This is a genomic window from Thiocystis violacea (genome assembly GCF_016583565.1).
Lineage (GTDB): Bacteria > Pseudomonadota > Gammaproteobacteria > Chromatiales > Chromatiaceae > Thiorhodococcus > Thiorhodococcus violaceus_A.
In genome coordinates this window covers 1-23926 of sequence record NZ_NRRF01000039.1, presented here as the reverse complement: position 1 = coordinate 23926, position 23926 = coordinate 1, and the positions used below count along the sequence as shown (strand labels likewise).

Sequence of the window (23926 nt, the reverse complement as noted above, 5' to 3'; positions counted from 1 at the left end):
CTGCCCATCCCTCGAAAGATCTGCAGGCGCCGAACCGCGGTACCCGCCAAGTATCAAGTATGGCTGACAATTCAGACAAGTAGCGAGACGACGGGTTCGCGCCCATCACGCACTTTCATCTGTGCCACGCCATCCACCGATGGACTGAGCCTTGTCAGGGACGGCGCGCCCGTGCCCCGCTATGCTGGCGAGGTCTCAAGCCGTCACGAGCCGCCATGACCGCCTCGATCGAGAATTCACATTTTCTGCTGAGACGGCTGCACTCGCTGCTCGGCCTGGTGCCGGTCGGCGCCTTCCTGGTCTTCCATCTCTGGGAGAACTCCCAATCCCGATTCGGAGCGGCGCACTACAACGGCGAGGTCGTCGCCTTCCTGCAAGGCATGAACTATCTGACGGTGATCGAGCTCCTGGTGATCGCCCTCCCACTCGCCTTTCACGCCGGCTACGGGCTCCTGATCTTGCCCCAGATGCGCCTGGAGCCCAGGCGCTATCCCTATGCCAGGAACTGGCTCTACGGCCTGCAGCGCGTCTCCGGGGTCGGCATCCTGCTCTTTCTCCTCGTGCATGTCGGCACCACGCGGATTCAGGGCCTCTGGCAACCAGCGATCCGCGCGGACCTCTATGGCCACATGCAAGCGCTGCTCTCCGAGCCCTGGATGCTCGGCCTCTACGCGGCCGGACTGCTGCTCTCCGTCTTCCACCTCGCCAACGGGCTGGCGACCATGGGGATCGTCTGGGGTCTCACGGCATCGGTCCAAGCGCAACGGATCTTCGGCTATGGCTGCCTCACCTTCGGCCTCGTCCTCGCCGCCATCGGCATCCAGGGACTGCTGGGGTTCCTGCCATGACGGCCGCACCTGGCGCCATCGTGATCGGCGGCGGGCTCGGCGGGCTCTGGGCAACCCTGAGGATTGCGGACGCCGGCTTTCCGGTGCAGCTCTTTTCGCTCTTCGAGGTCAAACGCAGCCACTCGGTCTGCGCCCAGGGCGGCATCAATGCGGTGCTGGATACCAAGGGCCAGAGCGACTCGGTGCGGCAGCACATCATCGACACCATCAAGGGCGGCGAATACCTCGCCAACCAGCCGCCCATCAAAAGCATGTGCGAGAGCGCGCCCGGCCTCATCCGCACCTTCGACCGCATGGGCGTGACCTTCTCCCGCACGCCCGAGGGGTTGCTCGATCAGCGCCTCTTCGGTGGCGTCAAGCACAAGCGCACCTGCTTCGCCGGCGCCAGCACCGGCCAGCAGCTGCTCTACGGTGTGGATCAGCAGGTCCGCCGGCTGGAGTCCCTGGGTCAGGTGACCAAGCACGAGTGGTGGGAATTCCTGGAGCTGATCAAGGACGCCGACGGGATTTGCCACGGCATCCTGGCCATGGACCTGCGCAGCCTGGAGGTGCGCGCCTTCCGCGCGGAGGTCGTGATCCTGGCAACCGGCGGCTTCGGTCAGATCTACGCGCCCAACACCACGACCTCCACCGCCTGCACGGGTGCCGCCGCCAGCCGCTGCTACCGACAAGGTGCGCGCTTCGCCAACGCCGAGTTCTTCCAGTTCCATCCAACGGCCATGATCGGGCGCGACAAGACCCGGCTGATGAGCGAGGCCGCCCGTGGGGAAGGCGGACGGATCTGGGTGCCGCGCAATCCGGCGGAACGCCGCGCGCCCAAGGCCATCCCCGAGTCGGAACGCTTCTATGTCCTTGAGGAGTTCTTCCCCTCCTATGGCAACACGGTGGCACGCGACGAAGCCTCGCGGGCCATCTGGCACGTCACCCGGCAGCTGGGTCTGGGCGTGCGCGGCACGGACCGCGTCTATCTCGATCTGACGCACCTGGACCGCCACTTCGTCTCGACCCGGCTTGGTGCCATCCTGGATATCTACCGCAAGTTCGCCGGGGTCGACCCGCTCGACGAGCCGATGGAGATCTTTCCCGCGGCCCACTACCCCATGGGCGGACTCTGGGTCGACTTCGAGCGCGACGACAGCGGCGGCATGCGCGCGGAGAGTCCGCGCAACCACGCGACCAACATCCCCGGTCTCTATGCCTGCGGTGAGTGTGACTACGCCTATCATGGCGCGAATCGGCTCGGCGCCAACTCGCTGCTCTCCGCGAGCTTTTCGGGGCGCGTCGCGGGCGAATCGGCCGTCTGTTATCTCAAGGGGCTCGGCGCTGACCGGGCCACGCTGAGTCCGACCGAGGTCGAGCGGGCGATCCAGGAGCAGGCGTCGCTGAATGCCGGACTCATGCGCAGCGAGGGTCCCGAGAATCCCTTCCAGATTCACCGCGCGCTGGGCGAGCTGATGACGGCCAAGGTTGGCGTGGTCCGCAGCAATCCGGAGTTGGAGGTCGCCCTGGAGGAGTTGCAGACGCTCGACACGCGCCTGGACCGCATCCGGCTGGGCGACGCCAAGGCGTGGACGAATCAATCCCTGTCCTTCGCCCGCCAGCTGCGTGACATGATCCGGCTCGCGACAGTGGTCACCAGGAGTGCGCTCGCGCGTGACGAATGCCGCGGCGCCCACTACAAGCCCGAATTCGAGCGCCCCCTCCCGGAGGGTAAATTCCCCGGCGACCCGGAATTCGAGGACTACCGCGCAGACTGGCAAGCCAATAACGCGCGCTGGCTGAAGACCACCATCGCCGAGCAGACGCCCGAGGGCACCAGCATCCGCTTCGAGGAGGTGGATACCAGCCTCTATCAGCCCACCAACCCTCGGGACTATCGATGAGCCGACAACATCGCACTGCCGCGTCCGAACCCGAGCCGTCAGCCGGAAAGGCCGAACCCGACCGCATCCACCTCAGGATCCGCCGCCAGGACCGACCCGAAAGCCGGCCCTATTGGCAGGACTTCGCCATTCCCTACCAGCCGGACCACAACGTCGTCTCGGCGCTGCTCGTCCTGCGCGCCGACCCGGTGACAATCGCCGGTGAGCGCGTCGAGCCCGTCGCCTGGGAGCGCAACTGTATGGAAGAGGTCTGCGGCTCCTGCGCCATGCTCGTCAACGGCGTCCCCAGACCCGCCTGCTCGGCCTTGGTCGACAGCCTGGCACAGCCCATCGCGCTTGAGCCGCTGCCCAAGTTTCCGGTCGTGCGCGATCTGGTCGTGGATCGTTCGCGGATGGATCGGACGCTCGCCCAGGTGAAGGCATGGATCCAGATCGACGGCGCCTGGGACACCCATGCGCCGGCCCCACGCACCTCGCAGGCCGAGTGGGCCGCCAACTACCTCTACAGCCGCTGCATGAGCTGCGGCTGCTGCATGGCCGCCTGCCCCCAGTTCGGCCCGCACGCGGACTTCGTCGGACCGGCGCCGCTGGCCCAGGTTCGGCTCATGAACGCGCACCCCACTGGCCGCTACGACAGGGTCGATCGGCTGCACGCCATCATGGGCGAGGGTGGGCTCAGTGACTGTGGCAATGCGCAGAACTGCGTGAGGGTCTGCCCCAAGGCGATCCCGCTGACGACCGCCATCGGTGAGCTGGGTCGTCAGACGACGCTGCAGGCGTTGCGGGATCTACTTGGGTAGGGCGATGGACTGGGGGGTACCCGCGCTATTTGGGTAACGACAGGCGGTAGCTGGATTGGTAGAGGGCCATGGTCTGCTGCTGGTCGGCCTCGTCATCACGGCCGCAGAGGCGGAAATAGGTCTCGGCGAAGGCCCGATCGGCCCCCAGGATGTGGGCCAGCAGCCAGTCTCGCACGATGCCCTGAATGGTCTCATCGAAGACGTGCAACCCCTCCGCCCGCCAATCGCGCAGCATGGCGGTGTACTCGGCCATCAGGATGGCGTGCTCGCTGCGGTGTTCGCCGACGCCGTCGTAATCGAACGCACGCATGAAGTCCTCTTCACGCTGGAAATGCTCGCGCATCGCCTCGCCGAGAGCGGTCAGGGCATTGATCAAGGCGTTGGCATCTCCGGACCGACCGCGCGATGCCTGAGGGCAAAAGCGGATGCAGATGTCGCCGAGCTGCTCGATCAGGGCACGATGGTCTCGGTCCAGTGCCTCGATATGCAGAGACCACTCCTCTCGCCAAGTCAGAAGTTTGGGCATGAAATCCTCCATATCCCGGACTCTTGCGGTCCGATGGTATTGTTGGTGGTGCCTGAAGCACCCGTTTTCGGTCAGATTGGAAAGGCGCCATCCCGCGCTCAGGTTTTAGTCGATTCCGTCCGTCAGGATACCGGCAATCGGCGGCGATACAGCTGAATCCCGAGGTCCAGGCCAGGCTCAACTAGCCTGACGCGGGTGATCGCCGAAACGGGACGACGCGTCCTTGCCATTCCCCGATCGCTTGACCGCGCTGCTTGTCGAGCAGGCGATCCAGTGCCGGACCCATCTCTGCGAGCAGCCTTCGCTGCACCGCGCGCAGATCTCCATAATAGTAGACCATTTCACAAGGAACAGGGGCGTCGAGCGACTCGCGATCGACGCTCGGGCGCCAGGCGAGGCGAATCAGCCGCCCACCCTGCCCGTCGTGGTAGGCATAGCCGCCCTGGGCGTCGACGAAGACGATCTCGCTCGACTCGACGACCGCCAGATACTGCATGACCCGGATCGGCACGAAGACGCTTGCGCCATCCGAGCGTTTCAGCAACAGACGCAGGCGGTTGTGGATGCTCGCGGGCAGATTGCTGGACTCGCGCGCGACCACCTCGTCCGGTCTGAAGAAGGTCTCTTTGACGAAATAGCTGGACATGCACGCTCCGGGGTCGCGCGACCCGATTCAGTCTTCGTCCCCCAGCTGAGGATCCCACCCGGCGGCGCGCGCCTGATCCACGGCCGCCGCATAAATGCGCGCATGACGCTCACGCAGCTCCGGCGGCAGATTCGACGCCAGATGACCAAAGGGCTGCCAGGCATCGCTGACCTTGTCATAGAGGGCGTCGATGCCTTGAATGGTCCAGCCCTCGCACGTCTCCTCCTCCGGGATGATCCCGAACACCCATGCATCGCGGATGATATTGGCCGTTGGCGTCATGGCGCCGCCTTCCTGCTTGTGGATCCCTTCGTAGACTTTAGATTTCATGGTGTAACTCACTCTGGACTGCTGATACTGGGTTGACCCGCTCGCGCCTCAACCTGCTTAAATACGCGCCTTTCGTCACAGCCTCAAGGAAAGGACGCATGCAAGACACCCTGATCGACCTCATCCGCCACGGCGAACCCGTCGGCGGACGCCGCTATCGCGGCAACGGCGCGGACGACCCCCTCTCGCCGACCGGCTGGCGGCAGATGTGGCAGGCCGTCGGCGACGACGCGCCTTGGGACCAGGTCATCAGCTCGCCCATGCAGCGCTGCCACGCCTTCGCCCGCGAGCTGGCGGGGCGCCACCAGCTGCCTCTGGCGGTCGACCCAGGCTTTCTCGAAGTCGGCATGGGTGCCTGGGAAGGCCGCTCGCACGCGCAGGTGGAGGCCGCCGAGCCGCAGCGGTACGCCGCCTTCTATCGGGATCCAGTCGGTTGCCGTCCGCCAGGGGCCGAGCCACTGGACGCCTTCCTCGCGCGCATCGCGGCCGCCTACGCACGCCAGCTCGCCGCCTACCCTGGCCGCCGGCTGCTGATCGTCTGCCACGCGGGCGTTACCCGCGCGGTCGTCGGGCACGTCCTGGGCGCCGAGCCCAAGGGCTGGTATCGGCTGCGCGTCGACTATGCGGGGCTCACCCGCATTCGCGAGGATCGGTTCGGTCCAAGTCTGGAGTTCTTCAACCGGCATCGGCTGGCCTGAGACTCATCTCGGCACACCGGATCGACCGGCCGATCGCGCGCGCCGGTTCTTCGCCTTGAGCCTGATCTACGATGCGGAGCAGATCGGATGGGCTGCCGGTCGAATCCTCCGGCCGCCGAGCAACCGAGTCGTCGGCCAGCTGCGGGAACGCGGAGACTGCTCCCTGAGCTTGACCTCTTGCGACCGTGAGGCGGTAGCCGCCTTCGGTTTATACTTCAGGGTTTTCCGAACCGCTCCAGCGCCTAGCCCATGCACCGTACCGACGACCTGCGCATCCGCGAAATCACCGAAGTCCGCTCACCCGACGCCCTCCATCGAGAGTATCCCCTCTCGGACGCGGCGGCCGATACCGTCTACGACACCCGTCACGAGATCCAGCGCATCTTGCACGGCAACGATGACCGGCTGCTGGTCGTGGTGGGGCCCTGCTCGGTCCACAACCCCGACGCCGCCCTGGAGTATGCCCGTCGGCTCAAACCCTTGCGGGAGGAGCTGCGTCAGGACTTGCTCCTGGTCATGCGGGTCTACTTCGAAAAGCCGCGCACCACGGTTGGCTGGAAGGGACTCATCAACGACCCCAACCTGGACGGCAGTTTCGAGATCAACAAGGGGCTCGGCGTCGCCCGCAAGCTGCTGCTCGACCTCAACGAGATGGGCATCCCGGCCGGCACCGAATTCCTCGATCTCATCAGTCCGCAGTACATCGCCGACCAAGTCAGCTGGGGCGCCATCGGTGCCCGCACCACGGAGAGCCAAGGTCACCGCGAGCTGGCATCCGGGCTCTCCTGCCCGATCGGCTTCAAGAACGCGACCAATGGCGACGTCAAGGTCGCGATCGACGCCATTCATGCCGCGGCGCGCCCGCATGTCTTTATGTCCGTCACCAAGGCTGGCCAGTCCGCCATCTTCAGTACCACGGGAAACGTGGATACCCATGTGATCCTGCGCGGCGGCCAGCGTCCAAACTACGATACCGAGAGCGTGAACATCGCCGCGGAGCAGATTGCCGACGCGGGTTTGACGCCCAAGATCATGATCGATTTCAGCCACGCCAACAGCGGCAAGAAGCCCGAGAAGCAGATCCGCATCTCGCAGGACGTCTCCGGTCAGATCGCCCGGGGTGACAGGCGCATCATCGGCGCCATGATCGAGAGCCACCTGATCGCCGGGCGGCAGAACGCCGGCGCGCCCGACGACCTCATCTTCGGCCAGAGCATCACGGACGCCTGTTTGGGCTGGGACGATACCGAGCCCCTGCTGCGCGAGCTCGCCGAGGCCTGTGCTCGACGGCGCGCCTGCTGCTGATCGAAAGGCCGTTTGCACACTCATCGTTGTTTTGGCTATGGTTCGTATCTCCACGGGGTCCGATTCTCGCGCGGCGAATCGACCCTCGCGCTCGCCCATCGAGCACAACTTGGAGATGAACCATGTCGCACTCCGGCCTCCGCCCCTCTGGCTCCCGGATCCTTGGGCTGCTTGTCGTCACCGTGCTCATCGCGCCACAGGCGCGCGCCGAGCTTTACAAGTGCCAACAGCCCAACGGCCGGATCATCTACCAGCAAACGGCCTGTGGCGGGCACGCCGACGTCGAGGCGTTTGCCGTGGACATCCGCGGGCCAGACGGCTCTGACGGCGCCGCCTCGGGGCAGAAATACTCCATCGGCAGCCAGGCCGCCCAGATGCGCGCCGAGCGCGAGCGGCTGAACGGAGCACGCCTCAAGGCCAGACAGGCGAGCGAGGCCGCCGCGAGACGCGCGGCGGCGGACTCGGACAAAGAGCCCGACCGGGCCAAGTGCGCGAAACACCGCGCGGAAGTCGCCAAGTGGAAGGAAAAGGTGATGAAGGGCTACCGCACGCGCACGCAGAAGGACTACAACGATAGCAAGCTTGCCTATCACGCGGCGCTGGTCGATCGCTATTGCGACTGATGCGCGATGCCCTTGCGGCGACGGCCACCTGCCAGCGAGCCGACTGGGAGAGCCGACCTGAGGCTAGAGTCGGTCGAGATAGCGCGTTCCGCCCAGCCGTCTGGTCTGGTCGCGGATCCAGGCCGCGCGACGCTGAAGTCGCTCGGAGGGATGTTCCAGGGAGTAGTTGCCTGGCGCGGGGAGCACCGCGATCATGAGCGCCGACTCGTCGGGCGTCAGCTCACTCGCCGAATGCTGGAAGAAGCGTTGGCTGGTGGACTCGATTCCGTAAGTGCGAGGACTGAATTGCGCGATGTTGAGATAGACCTCGAGAATGCGCTCCTTCGGCCAGAGCACCTCCATCAGCAGGGTGAGCCAACCCTCTGCCAGCTTGCGCCCCCAGCCGGATCCCGGCCAGAGAAAGAGGTTCTTCGCGGTCTGCTGCGTAATGGTGCTCGCCCCGCGCAGACGCCCGCCCGAGAGGTAGGCCGACAGGGCGTGCCGGATCTCGATCAGGTCCAGCCCCAGGTGGCTCGGAAAGCGCTGATCCTCACCCGCGATCGCCGCCAGCCGGATGCTGTTCGGGATGCGCTTCCAGGGGATCCACGCGTGCTGGTAGTACGGCGGCGGCTGATCGAATTGCCTGAGGTTGAGGGCATGCTGCAGCATGAAGGCGGAGGCAGGCGGATCCACCCAACGCAGCACGATGACCAGTGCCGCACTCGATAAGACGCAGAAGATCGCAACCCCCAGCGCCCAGCGCCAAAGTCTCGACGCCAGCCGCGCGGCATCGAGGCCCCCGAGCCAACGCCTGACGCCTGCCGGCTCTGCAAGCCCGGCGAACGGCTGGTCAATGGCGTCCGGTCCGCCAAGCGCGGGCGTGCTCGCCGGATGCTCGATCGAAGGCGAACAGGGCGGCACCAGATCCTCATGTCCACCGGACGCTCCGATCTCAGTCATTGGCGACACGGAACCTTTCGACGATCTCCAACGGAATTTCACTCTGAACGGGGCCGTCAGCGTCCGGTCGCCAGCGACCAGCGGCTGGAAACCCGGCACTTGCCGATCCCAGGGTTGCAGTGGGCCAAGCGCCTCGCGGGTGACGGGCAACAAAACAGCAAGAGGTGCCAGCCGACCTCGCCCGAGCCCCTCGCGGCTGCATCCGCAAAGGATGGGAGCCGCCTAAGGTGGAGGTGAGTTGGCGGGAAAGCGGCTGGGGCAGCCCCCTGCCTGGAGATTATCCTAGATCCTGGCGGCGGCGCGAGGATGGAACAATCACGGAAACCGCCGACCCGTTCAGGCGCTCGGGTTCAGCGCGGGAAGTGCAGCCCAGCGAACACCGCCCTCGGCCTTGGTGCGTCGCGTGAGACCGGCGCCGGGACGCAGCTGGCCCATCAGCTCGCGCTTCCATTGCGTGAAGTCGATGGACTCGCGGCCATAGCGCGCGGCGTCCAGCTGCCGCATCAGCTGCTCCAGCCGCTCTCGGCTAGCCCCAGGCCGCAGGGAGACGATCTGCCGCGTGAGGGTGGGCTGGGTGAAGTCGCCCTTGAGTCGCAGACAGCCGCGCGACTCCTCCTCGAAGACCGCGCACCAGTCCTCCGGCGTCGCGGCGCGATTCGCCTGGCGAATGCAACGTTGCAGCTGGCTGCCCGCCGGCAGCGCGCGCCGCATCGCCGCGCGCGCCCGGGGCAGGACGACCGCCGGCTTGAGTCCCTCCAGAGAGGGGCCGATCCGTCGCCCAATGAAGCCAAGTCCTGCTTTCAGCGCCCGCCAGAGCACACCTAGCGACGCCCGACTCAGCTGCCAGGGGCGGCCACGGTAGAAGACGCCGACCCAATATCCCGCGATCAGCAGGAAGATCCCGGCGAGGGGAATCCAGATCTTGGCCCAGCCGGACGCGGTGAGGGCGGAGGTCGAGAACCCGAATGGCCCGCCACCGCGGATCGACAGCGTCTTGATCGGCAGCCGCGCAACCTCACGGGTTCCGAGATCGACGTTCCACCAGGCGATGCTCATCTCCGGCAGGCTGATGCGTCCGCCAACCTGCGGAACCAGGGTGTAGTACTCGGTCCGCGTGGCGGTGAGCTGACGTTCGTTCGATGAGAGCTGGGTGTCGGTCAGGGTCTGCTCGCGATAGACGCGGAAGTCAGGGCCGACCAGCTGATTCTCCAGGCTTGGCAGCTGCACGGCGGTCGCGCCCACGCCCTCGATCTCCAAGGCCAGCGTCACCGGCTGACCGGGCTCCAGCGTCCCTTCGCGGTCGAGGCTGGACTTCAGCGTCAGTGAGCGCAGCGGAAGCCAGGGCCGCACGGAGGTCATCGACGGACGCACCTGCAGATGGAGCGATTGCTCCGTGCGTGCCTCGTAGCGCTGCGTCATGCCACCGATGACCTGATCGCCGGAGACCTTGATCGACGGCAGCGCCAGATCTCCCGCGCGCAACGGGACCACGGTCAGCACGAAGCTGTTGACGATCTCGCGCCGTCCATCGCGCTCGCGGGTACTGGTGTCGGGTCCCTTCAGCGTCTTGATCAGGAAGTCGCCCGAGGGGGCCAGCTCCAGATTGGCCGTGCTCAGGTTATCGCTACTGACGACGTCCAGATGCAGGATGACGGGCTGCTGCAGATAGGGATCCAGCTCCTCCAGGCGCCATTCGACCTGGGGTGCCTGGCGCTGAGTGGCCGCATAAGGCGCCTGCCCATAGCCGGGAGCCCAGCCGGGCTGTTGGTAGCCGGGCTGTTGGTAGCCGGGCTGCTGGTAGTTGGGCTGCTGGTAGCCGGGATAGCCGTAGGGCGCCTGACCTTGCGGCTGGGTCGGCATCTGAGGCTGAGCGGGTCGCGGCGCATAGCGCGGCGGCGCACCCTGGGCATTGGTCGGCGGCACGGGGCGGAATTGCGGGAATTGGCTCTGCGGCTGGCCCGGTTGCTGGGGCTGTTGGCCCGAATAGGGCGGCGCATAGTACGGCTGCCCGTACGCCCCTGGGCCATAGCCATAGGGTTGCGCAAAGAGGTTCGGGATGCCCGCGACGATGAAGCCGAACACGATGGCGAGGGCACCAAGGCCACGGAGCACAGCGCGCGATGACCCGCGAGACCGGCCGCGCGAAGCCCGCCGCGCGGCACCGCTATGAGACATCACCATGGGCGCGTCTCCCGCCAGGGTCCTGTCAGGCCCTGCGACTCGCGCAGCTCTTCGATGCGAAACTGATTGCGCATGAGCAATGTGGGATCACCCTGTATCTGCCTCAGACGTTGTTCCATGGCAGCCATGCCCGGACCGCCCATCGCCCTCAGCCCATCCAGGGAGGGCATCTGACCCTCGCGGGTCTCGGCGTCCTGATCCGCACCCGGCCTGAGTCCGAGCTGATCGAATTGCTCGACGGCCTTGGTCTGGCGCTCGTCGATGTTGTCGGGAAGCTCGGCCGAGCCGCGCTTCCCGGGCGGCCCGAGCTGTTGGGAGTCGGAGCGCGCCTCGCGGCCGCGGCCCTTGTCCTCTTCGCGCGCCCGGTCATCGGGTCTGTCTCCGCCCGCACCCTCCTCGCGCGGTTCGCGCTCGGAGCGGCCCTTGTCCTGCTCGCCTTCCCGCTCGCCGCCGGCCTGGTCGAGCTCCTGTTCGCCGCCGCCCGCCTTCTCGTCTCGGCGGTCCTGGCGATCGGATTCGCGTGCGCCCTGGTCCTCGCCCTTATCCCCAGCCTTGGCGTCGCGCCGCTGCATGTCAGCCTCCTTGCCGCTTTGCTCGCCTTCCGGGCGAGTCTCCTTGGGTTCGCCCTGGTCGTTCTGCTCGGCGGCCTCCTTGTCCTTCGCGGCACCCTCCTGGGAGCGCTCTTGCTGGTCTTGCCGCGAACCCGACTCCCGCTTGCTGGACTCCTCGCGATCACCGGCCGAACGCTCCGTCTGCTCTCCGGTCTCGCCGCCGCCGGTCGACTCCCGCGTCTTCGCGCCCTCCTGACCGGTCTCGTCCTGGGATTCGTCGCCGGCGCCTTGCGTCTGTTCGCGCTCGCGGCCCTTGCCCTCGGCGCCCTGCTCGGCGCCCGCATCACCGCTCTGCTCCCCGGACTCGCTCGCGGATTCACCGTCCTGCTGGTCCTGAGACTCGGAGCCGGATTTGCCCGACTCCTGCGGTTGACCCTCTCCAGACTGCTGCTGCTCGCTCTCCTGCTGCTGCCCGGATTGCTGCTGATCCGATTGCTGCTGCTGATCGCTAGCCTCTTGCTGCTGGGATTGCTGCTGCTGGGACTGCTGCTGCTGGGACTGCTGCTGCTGGGACTGCTGTTGCTCGGACTGCTGTTGCTCGGACTGTTTTTCCTGGGACTGCTCTTGTTCAGACTGATCTTGTTGAGACTGATCTTGTTGAGACTGTTGCTCTTGCGACTGCTGCTCGGACTGCTGTTGCTGGTTCTGCTCCTGCTGCTTGGACTCCTGCTCCCGGCGCTGCTCGCTCGATTGCGCGCGTTGCTCCTTGTCCCCGGCCTGCTCCTTGGTCTCGTCCGGCTTCTTTTCTTCGGTCTGGTCGCGGAACTGTTCCTGCTCCAGGCGGGCAAGCATGGCGCGCGTCAGCGCCAGGTTGTAGGCCGCATCCTCGTGGGAGGGATTGGCGCCGAGTACATCCTCATACGCCTGCGCGGCCCCGGTGTAGTCGCCGAGCTGGAAGCGCGTGTTCCCCAGGTTGTACTCAGCCTCTTCGCCGAAACGCCCCTGCGTAGCCTCGCCGAAGGCGCGTTCGGCCTTCTGGTAGTCGCCTGCGCGATAGAAGGCCACACCCTGTCGGTAAGGATCCTCGAAGGTTTGCGCCGCCGCCTCGTAGCGGCCGTCGCGGTAGCTGTCGTAGGCCTTCTGCTCATCCGTGCGCAGCCAGTCCGCGCGCACGGGCAGCGCGACCAGGCCGATGAGCGCGAGCGCATGAGCCGCGGTTCGGATCGGGTGCAGACTGGAGCTCATCAGGGCGCACCTCGCGATGCCGCGGCGCTCGAACGGCGGCGCGGAGGACGCCGGCCAGTGCCGCGGAACTGGGGAAGCAGCAATGCCGCCAGGAGCAGCACCGGCAGCCAGAAGCGCTCGTTCCAGATGCGGGTGCGCGCGTCACTGGCCTCCGGCGGCAACCGGCTGCGGGTTGCGGCCTTGAGGATGGCGGTGGTGTCCGAGTCGCGGTAATCGGCCGCCAGATAGAATCCGCCGCCGGCCTGAGCCAGGTTTTCGAGCTGACGCGCGTTGAGGGCGGAGCGCACCGGTTTGCGCTCGGGGTCGGCCGGATCGACCACCACCCCGCCTTGCGGCGCCGGCACGGTCGCGCCCTGGGTGGTGCCAATGCCGAGCGTGTGGAAGCGGATGCCCTCCGCGCCGAGCCGCGCGACCCGGTCGAGCAGGCCGGGCTCGTTGAAGTCGCCGTCCGAGATCAAGAGGATGGCGCGGGCGCTGTCCTCGGGCAGACCGGCGAGCAGGCTCTCCGCGCGATCCAGCGCGCGCGTCAGGCTGCTGCCCTGCAGGCTGGGACTGGCCAGATCGGCCGAGAGCGCCGGCAGGGTGTTGAGGATGCTGCTGGTGTCCTCGGTGATGGGCGAGAGCACATGCGGCACCGAGGCGAAGACGATCAGGCCCAGCCGCACCTCGCGATCATTGACGATGAGGTCCTGCAGCTCCTGTCGGGCGCGGCCGAGGCGGCTGGGACTGACGTCCTCGGCCAGCATGGAGCGCGAGATGTCCAGGAGCACCAGCAGATTGTTGCCGGGGTGGAAGAGCCGGACGTCGGTGTAGTCCCAGCGCGGACCGGCCATGGCGATGAGCAGGAGCGCCCAGAGCAGACTCCAGCGCAGGAAGCGCCCCCAGCGCTCGGTGGTGCGCAGATCGCGGGTTCCCGTCAGGTGCGGCAGCAGGTGCGGATCCGCGTAGCGGTGAATCGGTCCCTTGGCGGCACGCGCCGCGCTGCGGACCAGCCAGATGGCGACGGGGATGACGGCGAGCAGCCCCAGGAGCCAGAGCGGTTGCGAGAAATGAAAGCCTTGATCAGACACTGGCGAGCCTGCGCACGTAACGCTTGCGCCCCTCGGGGAAGAGGCCGAGCCCGAGCAGCGCCAAGAGCGCCATCCCCAAGGGCCAACGGTAGAGTGGTTTGGGCAGGAAGGCGGTCCGGGCCTCGGCCTCGGTCTTCTCCAGCTGCCCGATCCGGGTGGAGATCTCCTCCAGGGCGCTGGTGTCGGTCGCGCGGAAGTAGCCGCCGCCCGTCAGGTTGGCGATCTCCTGCAGCGTCTCCTCGTCCATGGTGAGGTCGTCGCGATAGCGCACGCTGCCATCCTCGAAGATGGGGATCTGCGTCTGTTTGCTGCCCACGCCGACGACGTAGATGCGCGTCCCCGTGGCGCGGGCCAGCAGGGCCGCCTCCTTGGGGGCGAAGCTGCCGGCGTTGTTGTCGCCGTCCGCGATCACGATCATGACGCGTGAGCCTTCCGGGCGCTCGCGCAGCTTGCTGACGCCGAGCGCGATGGCATCGCCGAGCGCCGTGGCCGGTCCGGCGATGCTGGGCACCACGCCGTCGAGCAACTGATGCACGGCGTGGCGGTCCAGGCTCAGCGGCGAGAGGATGAAAGCCTGGCTGCCGAAGAGGATGAGTCCGACGCGATCGCCGTCGCGATTGTCGATGAAGCGCCCCATGACGCCCTTGACCACGGCCATGCGGTTGACCTGACGGCCCTCGACGCTGAAGTCGAGCGCCTCCATGGAATGCGAGCCGTCGACGGCGATCATGAGGTCGTAGCCCGGTGTGCTGACCTCGGTGTAGGGCGTCAGCCACTGTGGCTGCATGAGCGCGAGAACCAGCGCGATCCAGAGCAGGTAGAGCAGCGCGCGGTGCAGCCAGCCAGCGAGCTGAAGACGCGGACGACGGGCGCTGAAGGCCTCCCTCAACTCGTCGAGGCGCGGGTGGAGCAAGGTCTCGCGCTGCCCCTCCAGGGTCTCCTCGACCTGCTCGCGGCGGTCCGGCCAGAGATAGGGCAGGATCCAGGGCAGCGGCAGGAGCAGTCCGGCCCAGGGCCAGTGGAATTCAAACATTGCCATCACCTCCCGCGGACGCCGGCCGCGTCGACCAGAGGCGCCATGCACGCTGCTTGGGCTCGCGCGCGCTCACCCAGCCCTCGGCGGCCGTGATCAAGGCCATGAGATCCTCCCTGAAGGCGCCGGGCGGGGCGTAAGGCGCGACCAGCAGCGGCGTTCCGCGCTCGCTCCAGGAGAAGCCGTTGGGGTCGTGCGCGGACAGCCAGTCCAGCCAATCCCGGCCAGTCAGACCGGCGCAGGCGGGGCGGCCGAGGCGCGCCATGGCGATGCGGCGCAGCAGTTCGGAGAGCTCGCCGGCCGTCGCCTTGGGATCCTGGCCGGCGCGGATTCGACGTCTCAAGTCCCGCAGGGCGGCCGCCGCGTCCCAACGCCAGGTGCCCAGCGTGATGCCGGGGATGGGTACCCGCAGACTCAGCGGGACGCGCCAGCGCCAGATCGCATAGCCGATCAGGACCAAGCCACCCAGGATCAGCCACCAGCCCGGTGCCGGTGGCCACCAGGGGATCGGCGGGATGTCGCGAATGTCGCGTAGCGGCTGGGCCTGTTGGAGTGGAGTGAAGATCGTATCCATCAGAAGAATCGGTCCATCAGACCGCCCGCGAGCGTGCTCGCTGCTCCAAGTTGCGGATGAGTGTGAGGTGGATCTCCGTGTCCGTGCGCACGGGAAGCATCACGATGTGGAGCCGATGCGCCATGGCCTGCAGCCGCTCGCGCCGCTCCTCCCAGGCGCGCAGATAGCGTTCGGCGGCCTGAGCGTCGTCCGTGTCGATCTCGACGAGCTCGCCGTCCGTGCTCGTGAAGGTCGCGATACCCATGGCGGGGATCTGCCAATCGGCCGGGTCGTCGATCGGAACCAGGGCGACCGTATTGCGCTGGCAGAGGTCGCCGAGGATCTGCTCCAGCCCCATGGCGTCGCGATTCAGATCCGCGATGACGAAGACCAGAGAGCCGGTCGGCAGACCCGAGGTCGCCCGCCTCAGGGCACCGCTGAGACAATCGATGGAGGGATCCATCTCGGCGCCTGGCTCGGTCAGCGTGCGCAGCAGCTGCCAGAGACCGCGCCGACCGCGCGATGGTCTGAAATGCTGAAGCCCGCTATTGGGGTCGCCGAACACCAGACCACCGACACGATCATTGAGCCGGCTCGCGGCCCATCCGATGAGCGCCGCCGCGCGCGCGGCCTGAACCGACTTGAAGGTGCCACGGGTGCCGAAATTCATGTGCGGACCCTTGTCCACGCAGAGCACGACCGAGCGCTCACGCTCCTCGCGGAAGATCTTCATGTGCGGCTCATTCGTGCGCGCCGTCACCTTCCAGTCCATATAGCGGATGTCGTCGCCCTCGCGGTACTCGCGCACCTCCTCGAAGTTCACGCCAGCGCCACGGAAGACCGAGGCGTAGAGCCCGGCGAAGGCGGAGTTGACCAGATGATGCGACTGCAGCCCCAGTGTATGGGCCTGATGACGAAGCTCCAGCAGATCGTCGAGTCTTGGGTAGAGGCTCATGCGGGGAAAGTGGCCAGTGAACAGTGGACAGTCGTCAGTGATCGACGCACAGCCGCGGAGGTCCGCCCCGCGTCTGCCCGCCGATCACCGCCCGTTGCGCGCTCGTCAAGGAATGGCAACCAAAGACAGTAATCGACGGATGAAGGCGTCAGTGGTCACGCCCTCGGCCTCGGCCTCGAAGGTCAGCAGGAGGCGGTGACGCAGGATCTCGGGCGCCACGGCCTGGATGTGATGGGGTGCGACGAAGGGGTCCCCGTCCATCCAGGCGCGGGCGCGGGCGCAGCGCGCCAGGGCGATACTGGCGCGCGGCGAGGCGCCGAAGCGGCACCAGCGGCCGAGGTCCTTGTCGTAGAGCTTCGGCTGACGCGTCGCCTGCACCAGATCGACGATGTAGTGATGCAGCTTGGGGTCGAGGTAGAGATTGGCGACGTCCCGGCGCATGGCGAACAGCTCCGCCTGGCTCAGCCGCTTGGCCGGCGGGGCATAGCTGTGCTGCTGTTGCTGGCTGTCCAGCTCGAGGATCTTCAGCTCCTCGTCACGGGTCGGGTAGGTCACCACCGCCTGCATGAGGAAGCGGTCGAGCTGCGCCTCTGGCAGGTGATAGGTGCCCTCCTGCTCCACCGGGTTCTGCGTCGCCAGGACCATGAACAGCTGCGGCAGTGGATAGGTCTTCTGACCGACCGTGATCTGGTGCTCCGCCATCGCCTCCAGGAGCGCCGATTGCACCTTGGCCGGGGCACGGTTGACCTCGTCCGCGAGCAGCATGTTGTGGAACAGCGGCCCTTGGCGGAACTCGAACTCGCCCTTCTCGTGGCGGTAGATATCCGTGCCGATGAGGTCCGACGGCAAGAGATCCGGGGTGAACTGGATGCGGTGGAAGTCGCCTTCCAGCGACTCGGCCAGGGCCTTGACGGCGGTGGTCTTGGCCAGCCCCGGCATGCCCTCGACCAGCAGATGACCGTCGCTCAACAGGCAGACGAGCATGCTGTCGATGAAGGGTTGCTGGCCAATGATGCGTGAGGCGATGTGCTCGCGAACGGCATTGAGATCGGTGGGCGTCATGCTCTTGTACTTCTCTGTCCCGGGGATGGCGGTGGATGAAGTGGCTGGGCGCCAATCGTCGTGAATGCGCCGCGGTGAGCTCCGCGGTCCGTTGTTATCGCGTGGCTATGCTGTGCCTTTTCCGAGGCGAGCGCAACCCTGGGCAAATACCTGATTACATTGATTTATGGGTCTATTCGGCAAACCCTTGAGGCGAAGCCGCCTGCCAGGGCCGGCCCAGCGCAGACGGCATCCCGGATCCCGATCAGGCCCGCCGCAGCATCGCGTCACGCCCGCTTCGTTCAGAAGCGATTTGTTCACAAGTGTCAAGACCCGGCGGTCCAGGCGTGGAGGCATCGCGCCCGACCCGTGCGGCGAGAAAACACGCCGCAGCAACAGGCTGAAACAAAAGCCTTTTTTTCAGCGATCAAAATTTGTGCAATCTGTTCTCGAGCCAGTCGCCACGCGCGCTCGGCGCACTTGCTCAAATGTTCTCCACAGACTTATCCACAGGCTCTGTGGGCATCTTGGAAAATCACTTGGATGGCATTGCGTTGCGGAGATATGACGATAAGCGGTCGAAAGTTTGAACGCCAACTGTCAGTCGATGCGCCCCCGCGGCGGCGGATCTTCTCCGCGACAGCCGCTGAGCGGGTAGCGCGGCAGCCAAGACAGGTTGTTCTATCGGAGATTTCACCAGTCAACGACTGCCGACGCACGCAAGTTCATCCGGTCGTCGCGCGAAGGGTATATACTTGCGTGTTGGCCAGTCTCTGCATGCATCGCGTCGGCGTCAGGCCAAGGACCGACCATCGACCCGATTTCCCCCCAAGCCTTTTTCGCGACTGCCCGGAGCCTTCCCCGTGATCGAGACCCTTCGCAACATCGCCATCATCGCCCACGTCGATCATGGCAAGACCACGCTGGTGGACAAGCTCCTGCAGCAGTCCGGCACTCTGGGCGACCGTTTCGGCCCAGTCGAGCGGGTCATGGACTCCAACGCCCTGGAGAAGGAGCGCGGGATCACCATCCTCTCCAAGAACACCTCCATCCGCTGGAACGACTACCGCATCAACATCGTCGACACCCCCGGCCACGCCGACTTCGGCGGCGAGGTGGAGCGCGTGCTCTCCATGGTGGACTCCGTGCTCCTGCTGGTCGACGCGCAGGAAGGCCCGATGCCGCAGACGCGCTTCGTCACTAGCAAGGCCTTCGCGCACGGGCTGCGACCGATCGTCGTCATCAACAAGATCGACCGCCCGGGCGCCCGCCCCGATTGGGTCATCGACCAAGTCTTCGACCTCTTCGACCGGCTCGGCGCGACGGATGAGCAGCTCGACTTCCCCATCGTCTATGCCTCCGCCATCAACGGCTACGCGGGATTGGCCGACGATGTCCGCGAAGGCGACATGACGCCGCTGTTCGAGGCCATCGTCAAGCACTGCCCCGCCCCCGAGGTCGATCCGGAGTCGCCCTTCCAGATGCAGGTCTCGACGCTGAACTACAGCTCCTTCGTCGGCGCCATCGCGGTCGGCCGGATCCGCCACGGCAGCGTGCGCCCCAATCAGCAGGTCGTCGTCGTCAAGCGCGACGGCTCGCGCTACAAGGCCAAGATCGGGCTGGTCTACGGCTACCTGGGACTGGATCGCTATGAGGTTCCATCGGCCACGGCCGGCGACATCGTCGCCCTGACCGGAATCGACGCCCCCAATGTTTCGGACACCCTGTGCGACCCGGATCATGTCCACGCGCTGCCGGCCCTGACCGTCGACGAACCGACCGTGACCATGACCTTCCAGGTCAACACCTCGCCCTTCGCCGGCAAGGACGGCAAGTATCTGACCTCGCGCCAGCTCAAGGACCGGCTGGAGCGCGAACTCATCCACAACGTCGCCCTGCGCGTGGAAGAGGGCAACGACCCAGAGAAATTCCGCGTCTCCGGACGCGGCGAGCTGCATCTCTCCATCCTCCTGGAGAACATGCGCCGCGAGGGCTTCGAGCTGGCCGTCTCGCGCCCCGAGGTCATCTTCCGCGAGATCGACGGCCAGATCTGCGAGCCCTATGAGCAGCTCACCGTCGACCTGGACGAGACCTCCCAGGGCGCCATCATGCAGGCGCTCGGCGAGCGCCGCGGCGAGCTCAAGGACATGGTCCCAGACGGCAAGGGCCGCGTGCGGCTCGACTACGAGATCCCCTCGCGCGGGCTCATCGGCTTCCAGACCGAGTTCATGTCGCTGACCTCCGGCACCGGCCTCAAGTATCACGTCTTCGACCGCTACCGCCCCGCCAACATGGGCGGCATCGCCCCGCGGCGCAATGGCGCGCTCATCTCCAACGGCACCGGCAAGGCGCTCGGCTACGCCCTGTTCAACCTGCAGGATCGCGGCCGCATGATGGTCTCCCCAGGCGAGGAGGTCTACGAGGGCCAGATCGTCGGCATCCACTCGCGCGACAACGACCTCACCGTCAATCCGCTCAAGGCCAAACAGCTCACCAACATCCGCGCCGCCGGCTCGGACGAGAACATCCTGCTGACCCCGCCGGTGAAGTTCACCCTAGAACAGGCACTGGAGTTCATCGAGGACGACGAGCTGGTCGAGATCACCCCAAGCGGCATCCGCGTGCGCAAGCGCTACCTCAAGGAGCACGAGCGCAAGCGCGCCAATCGCGGCAGCTGAGGCGCCCATCCGCTGGGAGCTGACCTCGGCGTCGATCATCCTTCGGACCAGTCGTCTTCGGTCGGGTGGACAAGCGCAGCGCAGTCCACCAACAACGGCGCGGGGTTCAGTGGACTTCGCTCTCGCTCGTCCACCCTACCGGTCCAACCGATGACCAAGGCCCTGACCTCTGGGCCTAGGTTGCGGGCACAGCCCTGTGGGAGCGGCGCCCCCGCCGCGACCGGGCATGCGCCGCAGCCAATGCCGCGCCCCCTCGTCAGCGTACCTGGGCGATCATGAATGCCCCCGAAGGGACGCAAGCGGCGCCGGCATCCGAAAGGATGCGGCCCGCCGAGTTCGCCCCGCGGCCTCTTACCCGAAGCGCAGAGCGACCCAAGTCCGAGCGCCAAGCCTGCGTCTGAACCGATCGCCAGGCCCGGCTCAGAGCCGATCCGCCGGACTCTTCACCGGCAGCACGCCCGGCCGATTCATCACATGCGTATAGATCATGGTCGTCGACACATCCGCGTGACCGAGCAGTTCCTGAACGGTGCGGATGTCGTAGCCGTCCTCGAGAAGATGGGTCGCGAAAGAATGCCGCAGCGCATGTGAGTTGACCCGCTTCGCGATCCCCGCCTCCTGACCGGCCAGCTTGATGGCCCGTTGCAGCGAGGATTCGTGAAGATGGTGCCGCCGCACCTGCCCGGAGGCCGGATCCTGCGAGAGCCGGACGCTCGGAAACACGAACTGCCAGATCCACTCCTTCGCCGCGTTCGGGTACTTCCGGGCCAGAGCCGATGGCAGATAGACCGATCCGACACCAGCATCCAGGTCGGATTGATGGCGCGCCTTGATCTCGTGTAGGTGACTTTCGAGAGGGCCGCGCAGGGTCTCAGGCAAGGGCACGACCCGATCCTTTCCACCCTTGCCGTTGCGCACCAGGATATGGCCATTGCCGAAATCCGCATCGGCCACCCGCAGCCGAATCCCCTCCATCAGCCGCATCCCGGTCCCGTACAAGAGCCGCGCTAGCAGACCCAAGCTGCCATCCATCCGGGCGAGCAAGGCGCGCACCTCATCCCGAGTCAGCACCACCGGCAAGCGCGTCTGACGCTTCGTCCGAGCGAAACGCACATCCTCAAGCGGCCGCTCCAGAACCTGCGCGAACAGGAAGGCGACCGAGTTGTAAGCGAGCCCCTGCGTCTTGGCCGCCACCGAGCGTTCCACGGCCAAATGGCTCAGAAAACGCTGCACATCCTCCACGCCCAAGGCATCCAGCTCCCGGTCACCGCAATAGACAAGGAAACGGTGGCACCAGTCCACGTAGGACTGCTCCGTGCGAATCGAATACTGCATCGCCCGGATCGTTCGGGCCAACTCCTCGAGAATGGGAAACGTCTCCGCGGAACGCGCAAAACGTGGGCCGGCATCCCGACCGCTCGCGCCAGATCCAGCGTCAAGCGGCTGCTCGCGCACAACCGTCGCATGCGCCGACTCCAACCTTCGCTGCGCCGCTCGCCAATAGGCCCAGTCGACATCTTTTCCGCCTTTCGTTTGCGCGAGATCAACCAAGAGCAGCTGAAGCGCATCGACAATCTGCCGCACCTGCCAATCGGCGAGATCCGCCCGACCCGATACCTGCTGCAAATAGGCCGTAATCTCCGTGGCAGTTAAGGTCGACAAGGCCGTCGGCTTCGCGACCTTCAGAAACTCCTCCACGCGTTGCACATACCACCGGTGGAATTTCTGCGGCACCTCACGGCGGACCAACAGCTCCAGGTACCGATCCCAGTTGGAGGGAGCGCCGTCTTCGCGACGTCGACGAGGCGGGTTGAAAGTAGACACGTTTAGGCTACCCTTGGGCTAGGCTGCTTTCAGTCTAGAACAGAAGTGGCCCGCTACAACCTAGAACACGTTGAACAAATAGAAGGAAAAAGAGGCCACTTCATCAGCCAGAAGTTTCATTTATAACTCGGCGCGACGATACGCTCATAAAAAAAGGGGGATGAATCACATGGAGGCGACATTACAAAACATCTTCAGAGACGGCTTTAAATCCTATCACGAAAATCACGGATTGAGTGCCGATCAAACCCGCGCCGCGCAAGCGATTATGCTCTGCCAAAGTGAAGCGCTCGGCTATGAAGAATGGATCTGTCTGAACGACGGCCATACCGAGCAACAGAATCATTCTTGCCGTCATCGCAGTTGTCCACGCTGCCATGGCGCCCTGACCCATGATTGGCTGGAGCGTACGCAAGCGCGACTGCTTCCCTGCGACCACTATCATGTCGTCTTCACCCTTCCGCATGATCTTAATGCACTGTGGCAATACAATCGTGAATGGTGCAGCGATCATCTGTTCAAGGCATCGGCGGAGACCTTGAAGGAGTTGCTGAGCGATGAAAAGTACCTCGGAGCCGAGGTCGGTCTGCTCAGCGCGTTGCACACCTGGGGGCGCACGTTGAGCATTCACCCGCATGTGCATGTCCTGGTCACGGGAGGCGGCTTGGATCGCGATGGCGCGTGGCGCACGGTCAAGAACGACTATCTTCTCCCTGTCGCGGTCATCAAGGCCAAGTTCCGCGGCAAATGGCTCACCTGGCTCAATGACGCCTACGCCGCCGGTGACCTCACGCTGCCCCCGGACTGGACGCCGGAGCGCTGGACACAGGTGTTGCGAACGATCGCGCGCAAAGACTGGAACGTGCGCATCCAGGGGGGCTATCGTCATGGTTATGGGGTCGCCAACTACCTGTCGCGCTACCTACGCGGTGGTCCTATCAAAGATCATCGCATCGTCTCGGCCACGTCGGATCGTGTCACCTTTTGCTATCGCGATCATCACGACAACATCGAAAAGACCCTGGCGCTCTCCCAAACGCAGTTCATCGACCGCGTACTCTGGCACGTGCCGGTCAAGGGGCAGCACCATGTGCGCTATTACGGACTCTATGCCGCGGGCGCGGCCACCAAGCGTCAGCAGGTGCGCGATCATCTCGGCGTGGTCGAGGAAACAACGCTCCCAGCGGAGCCGCGCGTTCGCGAGTGCCCCACCTGTGGGCGTGCCCTGTTTCATCGGGTCAGCGTCCGCGGTCAAATTTCCTATCTAAGGAATACAGTGCGCTCCAAAGCCCGGAGCGATGTTCAACCAGGCGCTCAAGCAGACCCCATTAACCTCGGCGCTGCTAGCCGAAATCTCGGAGCTGTTTTTTTTGCCCTGCCAGGGGCTGCTTAGCTTAACGTTAGGCAATACGAATCTCCATCCATTTTAGGAGTAAAAGAATGTCAAAATCAATATCAACATTGCTTCTATTCTTCTCGCTGGTCCAATCGACTCAAGCGGGATTGCTAGGTACAGAGCTGAGTCTGCAGGTTATATATCAAGCAACGCAATCAAGCTCAATAGAAACAATAGGATTTCTGACAACAGCAGTTGTCGACGCAACTAATATCGAGTTCCCAAGTGTAGCCGAATTGGATGTCGAGGGGGACAATTTTTACGTGGTCGATGTATCTATCAATGTAGGAGACAACTATATAGAAATCGGTTTTGAAAATTGCCCATCCGCAGGATACACCGCCGGGTACCAAAATGGTTATGTATTTACTTTCGACAGCGGAATAATCGCAACGATCACGGGCGCCGCGATCGATCATGATGCGACAACTATTGACTTAGCAGAAAATGACGTAACATTTTCAGGTAATCAGTTAACAGTAAATGTGGAAGGATTGCAATATAATAACTCTTCTTTTGTGAGAATCGATCTGTCAACTGAAGGGGGGCCAGTCACAAAACCAGAGATATCGGTAAACGATGGTTTTGTAAGGCTAGATACAACAAGAGGGAACGCCCCTGATGATACTGATTGTGAAAATGCCGATCATAATGGCCGAATGGTATTTGATGAACTCACGTTTCGGAGTTGAAATTCGCCATAGTGACGGTCTCATGCCTCCATAGAATCAGGCTCTGCGCCCTCCAACTGGAGGGTGAAGTCATCGAGTTGTAATGCCTGGACAAAGAAGCGCTGCACCT

Annotated in this window: 21 protein-coding genes; 9 read left to right on the top strand and 12 right to left on the bottom strand. The window is 65.0% G+C overall.

Features of this window, described 5'->3' with window-relative positions:
- The first annotated feature begins 215 nt into the window (after window positions 1–215).
- The 3 genes from CKO23_RS15475 to sdhB are packed head-to-tail and all read left to right on the top strand — an operon-like array spanning window position 216 to window position 3531.
- The gene (locus CKO23_RS15475; protein WP_200332721.1) at window positions 216–848 is read left to right on the top strand and encodes a succinate dehydrogenase; all 633 of its coding nucleotides are present in this window, start codon (window positions 216–218) and stop codon (window positions 846–848) included.
- On the top strand, window positions 845–2731 hold the full coding sequence (sdhA, locus tag CKO23_RS15470) for a succinate dehydrogenase (quinone) flavoprotein subunit (protein WP_200332720.1): 1887 nt from the start codon (window positions 845–847) through the stop codon (window positions 2729–2731). The genes CKO23_RS15475 and sdhA overlap by 4 nt, the downstream gene beginning before the upstream one ends.
- Window positions 2728–3531, top strand: a complete 804-nt coding sequence (gene sdhB / locus CKO23_RS15465; protein WP_200332719.1) for a succinate dehydrogenase iron-sulfur subunit — start codon at window positions 2728–2730, stop codon at window positions 3529–3531. Before sdhA ends, sdhB begins: the two co-directional genes overlap by 4 nt.
- 25 nt (window positions 3532–3556) lie before the next feature.
- On the opposite strand, the gene CKO23_RS15460 is transcribed toward sdhB, so the two are convergent.
- The 3 genes from CKO23_RS15460 to CKO23_RS15450 form a co-directional block, all read right to left on the bottom strand.
- Window positions 3557–4057, bottom strand: a complete 501-nt coding sequence (locus tag CKO23_RS15460) for a bacteriohemerythrin (RefSeq protein WP_200332718.1) — start codon at window positions 4055–4057, stop codon at window positions 3557–3559.
- Window positions 4058–4238: 181 nt separating this feature from the next.
- Complete coding sequence (locus CKO23_RS15455; protein ID WP_200332717.1) at window positions 4239–4703, bottom strand: hypothetical protein; 465 nt, start codon at window positions 4701–4703, stop codon at window positions 4239–4241.
- Window positions 4704–4730: 27 nt separating this feature from the next.
- Window positions 4731–5033 carry a hypothetical protein gene (locus CKO23_RS15450; RefSeq protein ID WP_200332716.1) on the bottom strand — a complete coding sequence of 101 codons (303 nt, stop codon included), beginning with the start codon at window positions 5031–5033 and terminating at the stop codon, window positions 4731–4733.
- Window positions 5034–5131: 98 nt separating this feature from the next.
- On the opposite strand from CKO23_RS15450, the gene CKO23_RS15445 reads away from it, so the two are divergent.
- The 3 genes from CKO23_RS15445 (at window position 5132) to CKO23_RS15435 (ending at window position 7659) form a co-directional block, all read left to right on the top strand.
- The gene (locus CKO23_RS15445) at window positions 5132–5731 is read left to right on the top strand and encodes a histidine phosphatase family protein (RefSeq protein WP_200332715.1); all 600 of its coding nucleotides are present in this window, start codon (window positions 5132–5134) and stop codon (window positions 5729–5731) included.
- Window positions 5732–5980: 249 nt separating this feature from the next.
- Window positions 5981–7036 (top strand): 3-deoxy-7-phosphoheptulonate synthase, encoded by a 1056-nt coding sequence (locus tag CKO23_RS15440; protein WP_200332714.1) that lies wholly within the window; start codon window positions 5981–5983, stop codon window positions 7034–7036.
- A 122-nt stretch (window positions 7037–7158) separates the two neighbouring features.
- Window positions 7159–7659, top strand: a complete 501-nt coding sequence (locus CKO23_RS15435) for a DUF4124 domain-containing protein (RefSeq protein ID WP_200332713.1) — start codon at window positions 7159–7161, stop codon at window positions 7657–7659.
- A 63-nt stretch (window positions 7660–7722) separates the two neighbouring features.
- On the opposite strand, the gene mtgA is transcribed toward CKO23_RS15435, so the two are convergent.
- The 8 genes from mtgA to CKO23_RS15395 form a co-directional block, all read right to left on the bottom strand.
- Window positions 7723–8598 carry a monofunctional biosynthetic peptidoglycan transglycosylase gene (gene mtgA / locus CKO23_RS15430; protein ID WP_200332712.1) on the bottom strand — a complete coding sequence of 292 codons (876 nt, stop codon included), beginning with the start codon at window positions 8596–8598 and terminating at the stop codon, window positions 7723–7725.
- 336 nt (window positions 8599–8934) lie between these two features.
- Window positions 8935–10680, bottom strand: a complete 1746-nt coding sequence (locus CKO23_RS15425; RefSeq protein WP_346014616.1) for a BatD family protein — start codon at window positions 10678–10680, stop codon at window positions 8935–8937.
- A gap of 92 nt (window positions 10681–10772) precedes the next feature.
- A complete protein-coding gene (locus CKO23_RS15420) occupies window positions 10773–12575 on the bottom strand; it encodes a tetratricopeptide repeat protein (RefSeq protein WP_200332710.1) in 1803 nt (600 codons plus the stop codon).
- On the bottom strand, window positions 12575–13645 hold the full coding sequence (locus CKO23_RS15415; RefSeq protein WP_200332709.1) for a VWA domain-containing protein: 1071 nt from the start codon (window positions 13643–13645) through the stop codon (window positions 12575–12577). The genes CKO23_RS15420 and CKO23_RS15415 overlap by 1 nt, the downstream gene beginning before the upstream one ends.
- Window positions 13638–14678: a VWA domain-containing protein gene (locus tag CKO23_RS15410; protein ID WP_200332708.1), complete on the bottom strand. Its 1041-nt coding sequence runs from the start codon at window positions 14676–14678 to the stop codon at window positions 13638–13640. Before CKO23_RS15410 ends, CKO23_RS15415 begins: the two co-directional genes overlap by 8 nt.
- Entirely contained in the window at window positions 14671–15252 is a 582-nt protein-coding gene (locus CKO23_RS15405; protein WP_200332707.1) for a DUF4381 domain-containing protein, read from the bottom strand. The genes CKO23_RS15410 and CKO23_RS15405 overlap by 8 nt, the downstream gene beginning before the upstream one ends.
- A 16-nt stretch (window positions 15253–15268) precedes the next feature.
- Window positions 15269–16186, bottom strand: coding sequence for a DUF58 domain-containing protein (locus tag CKO23_RS15400; protein ID WP_200332706.1), 918 nt, complete (start codon window positions 16184–16186; stop codon window positions 15269–15271).
- A 105-nt stretch (window positions 16187–16291) separates the two neighbouring features.
- Entirely contained in the window at window positions 16292–17248 is a 957-nt protein-coding gene (locus CKO23_RS15395) for an AAA family ATPase (protein WP_200332705.1), read from the bottom strand.
- 842 nt (window positions 17249–18090) lie between these two features.
- Between CKO23_RS15395 and typA the strand changes: the two genes are divergently transcribed.
- Window positions 18091–19905, top strand: a complete 1815-nt coding sequence (typA, locus tag CKO23_RS15390; RefSeq protein WP_200332704.1) for a translational GTPase TypA — start codon at window positions 18091–18093, stop codon at window positions 19903–19905.
- A gap of 420 nt (window positions 19906–20325) precedes the next feature.
- On the opposite strand, the gene CKO23_RS15385 is transcribed toward typA, so the two are convergent.
- Window positions 20326–21360, bottom strand: coding sequence for an integron integrase (locus CKO23_RS15385; protein ID WP_346014617.1), 1035 nt, complete (start codon window positions 21358–21360; stop codon window positions 20326–20328).
- Between the two features lie 538 nt (window positions 21361–21898).
- Between CKO23_RS15385 and CKO23_RS15380 the strand changes: the two genes are divergently transcribed.
- Both CKO23_RS15380 and CKO23_RS15375 read left to right on the top strand, forming a co-directional pair.
- Window positions 21899–23122, top strand: a complete 1224-nt coding sequence (locus CKO23_RS15380) for an IS91 family transposase (protein ID WP_200332702.1) — start codon at window positions 21899–21901, stop codon at window positions 23120–23122.
- Between the two features lie 47 nt (window positions 23123–23169).
- A complete protein-coding gene (locus CKO23_RS15375; RefSeq protein ID WP_200332701.1) occupies window positions 23170–23817 on the top strand; it encodes a hypothetical protein in 648 nt (215 codons plus the stop codon).
- Window positions 23818–23926 lie beyond the last annotated feature (109 nt).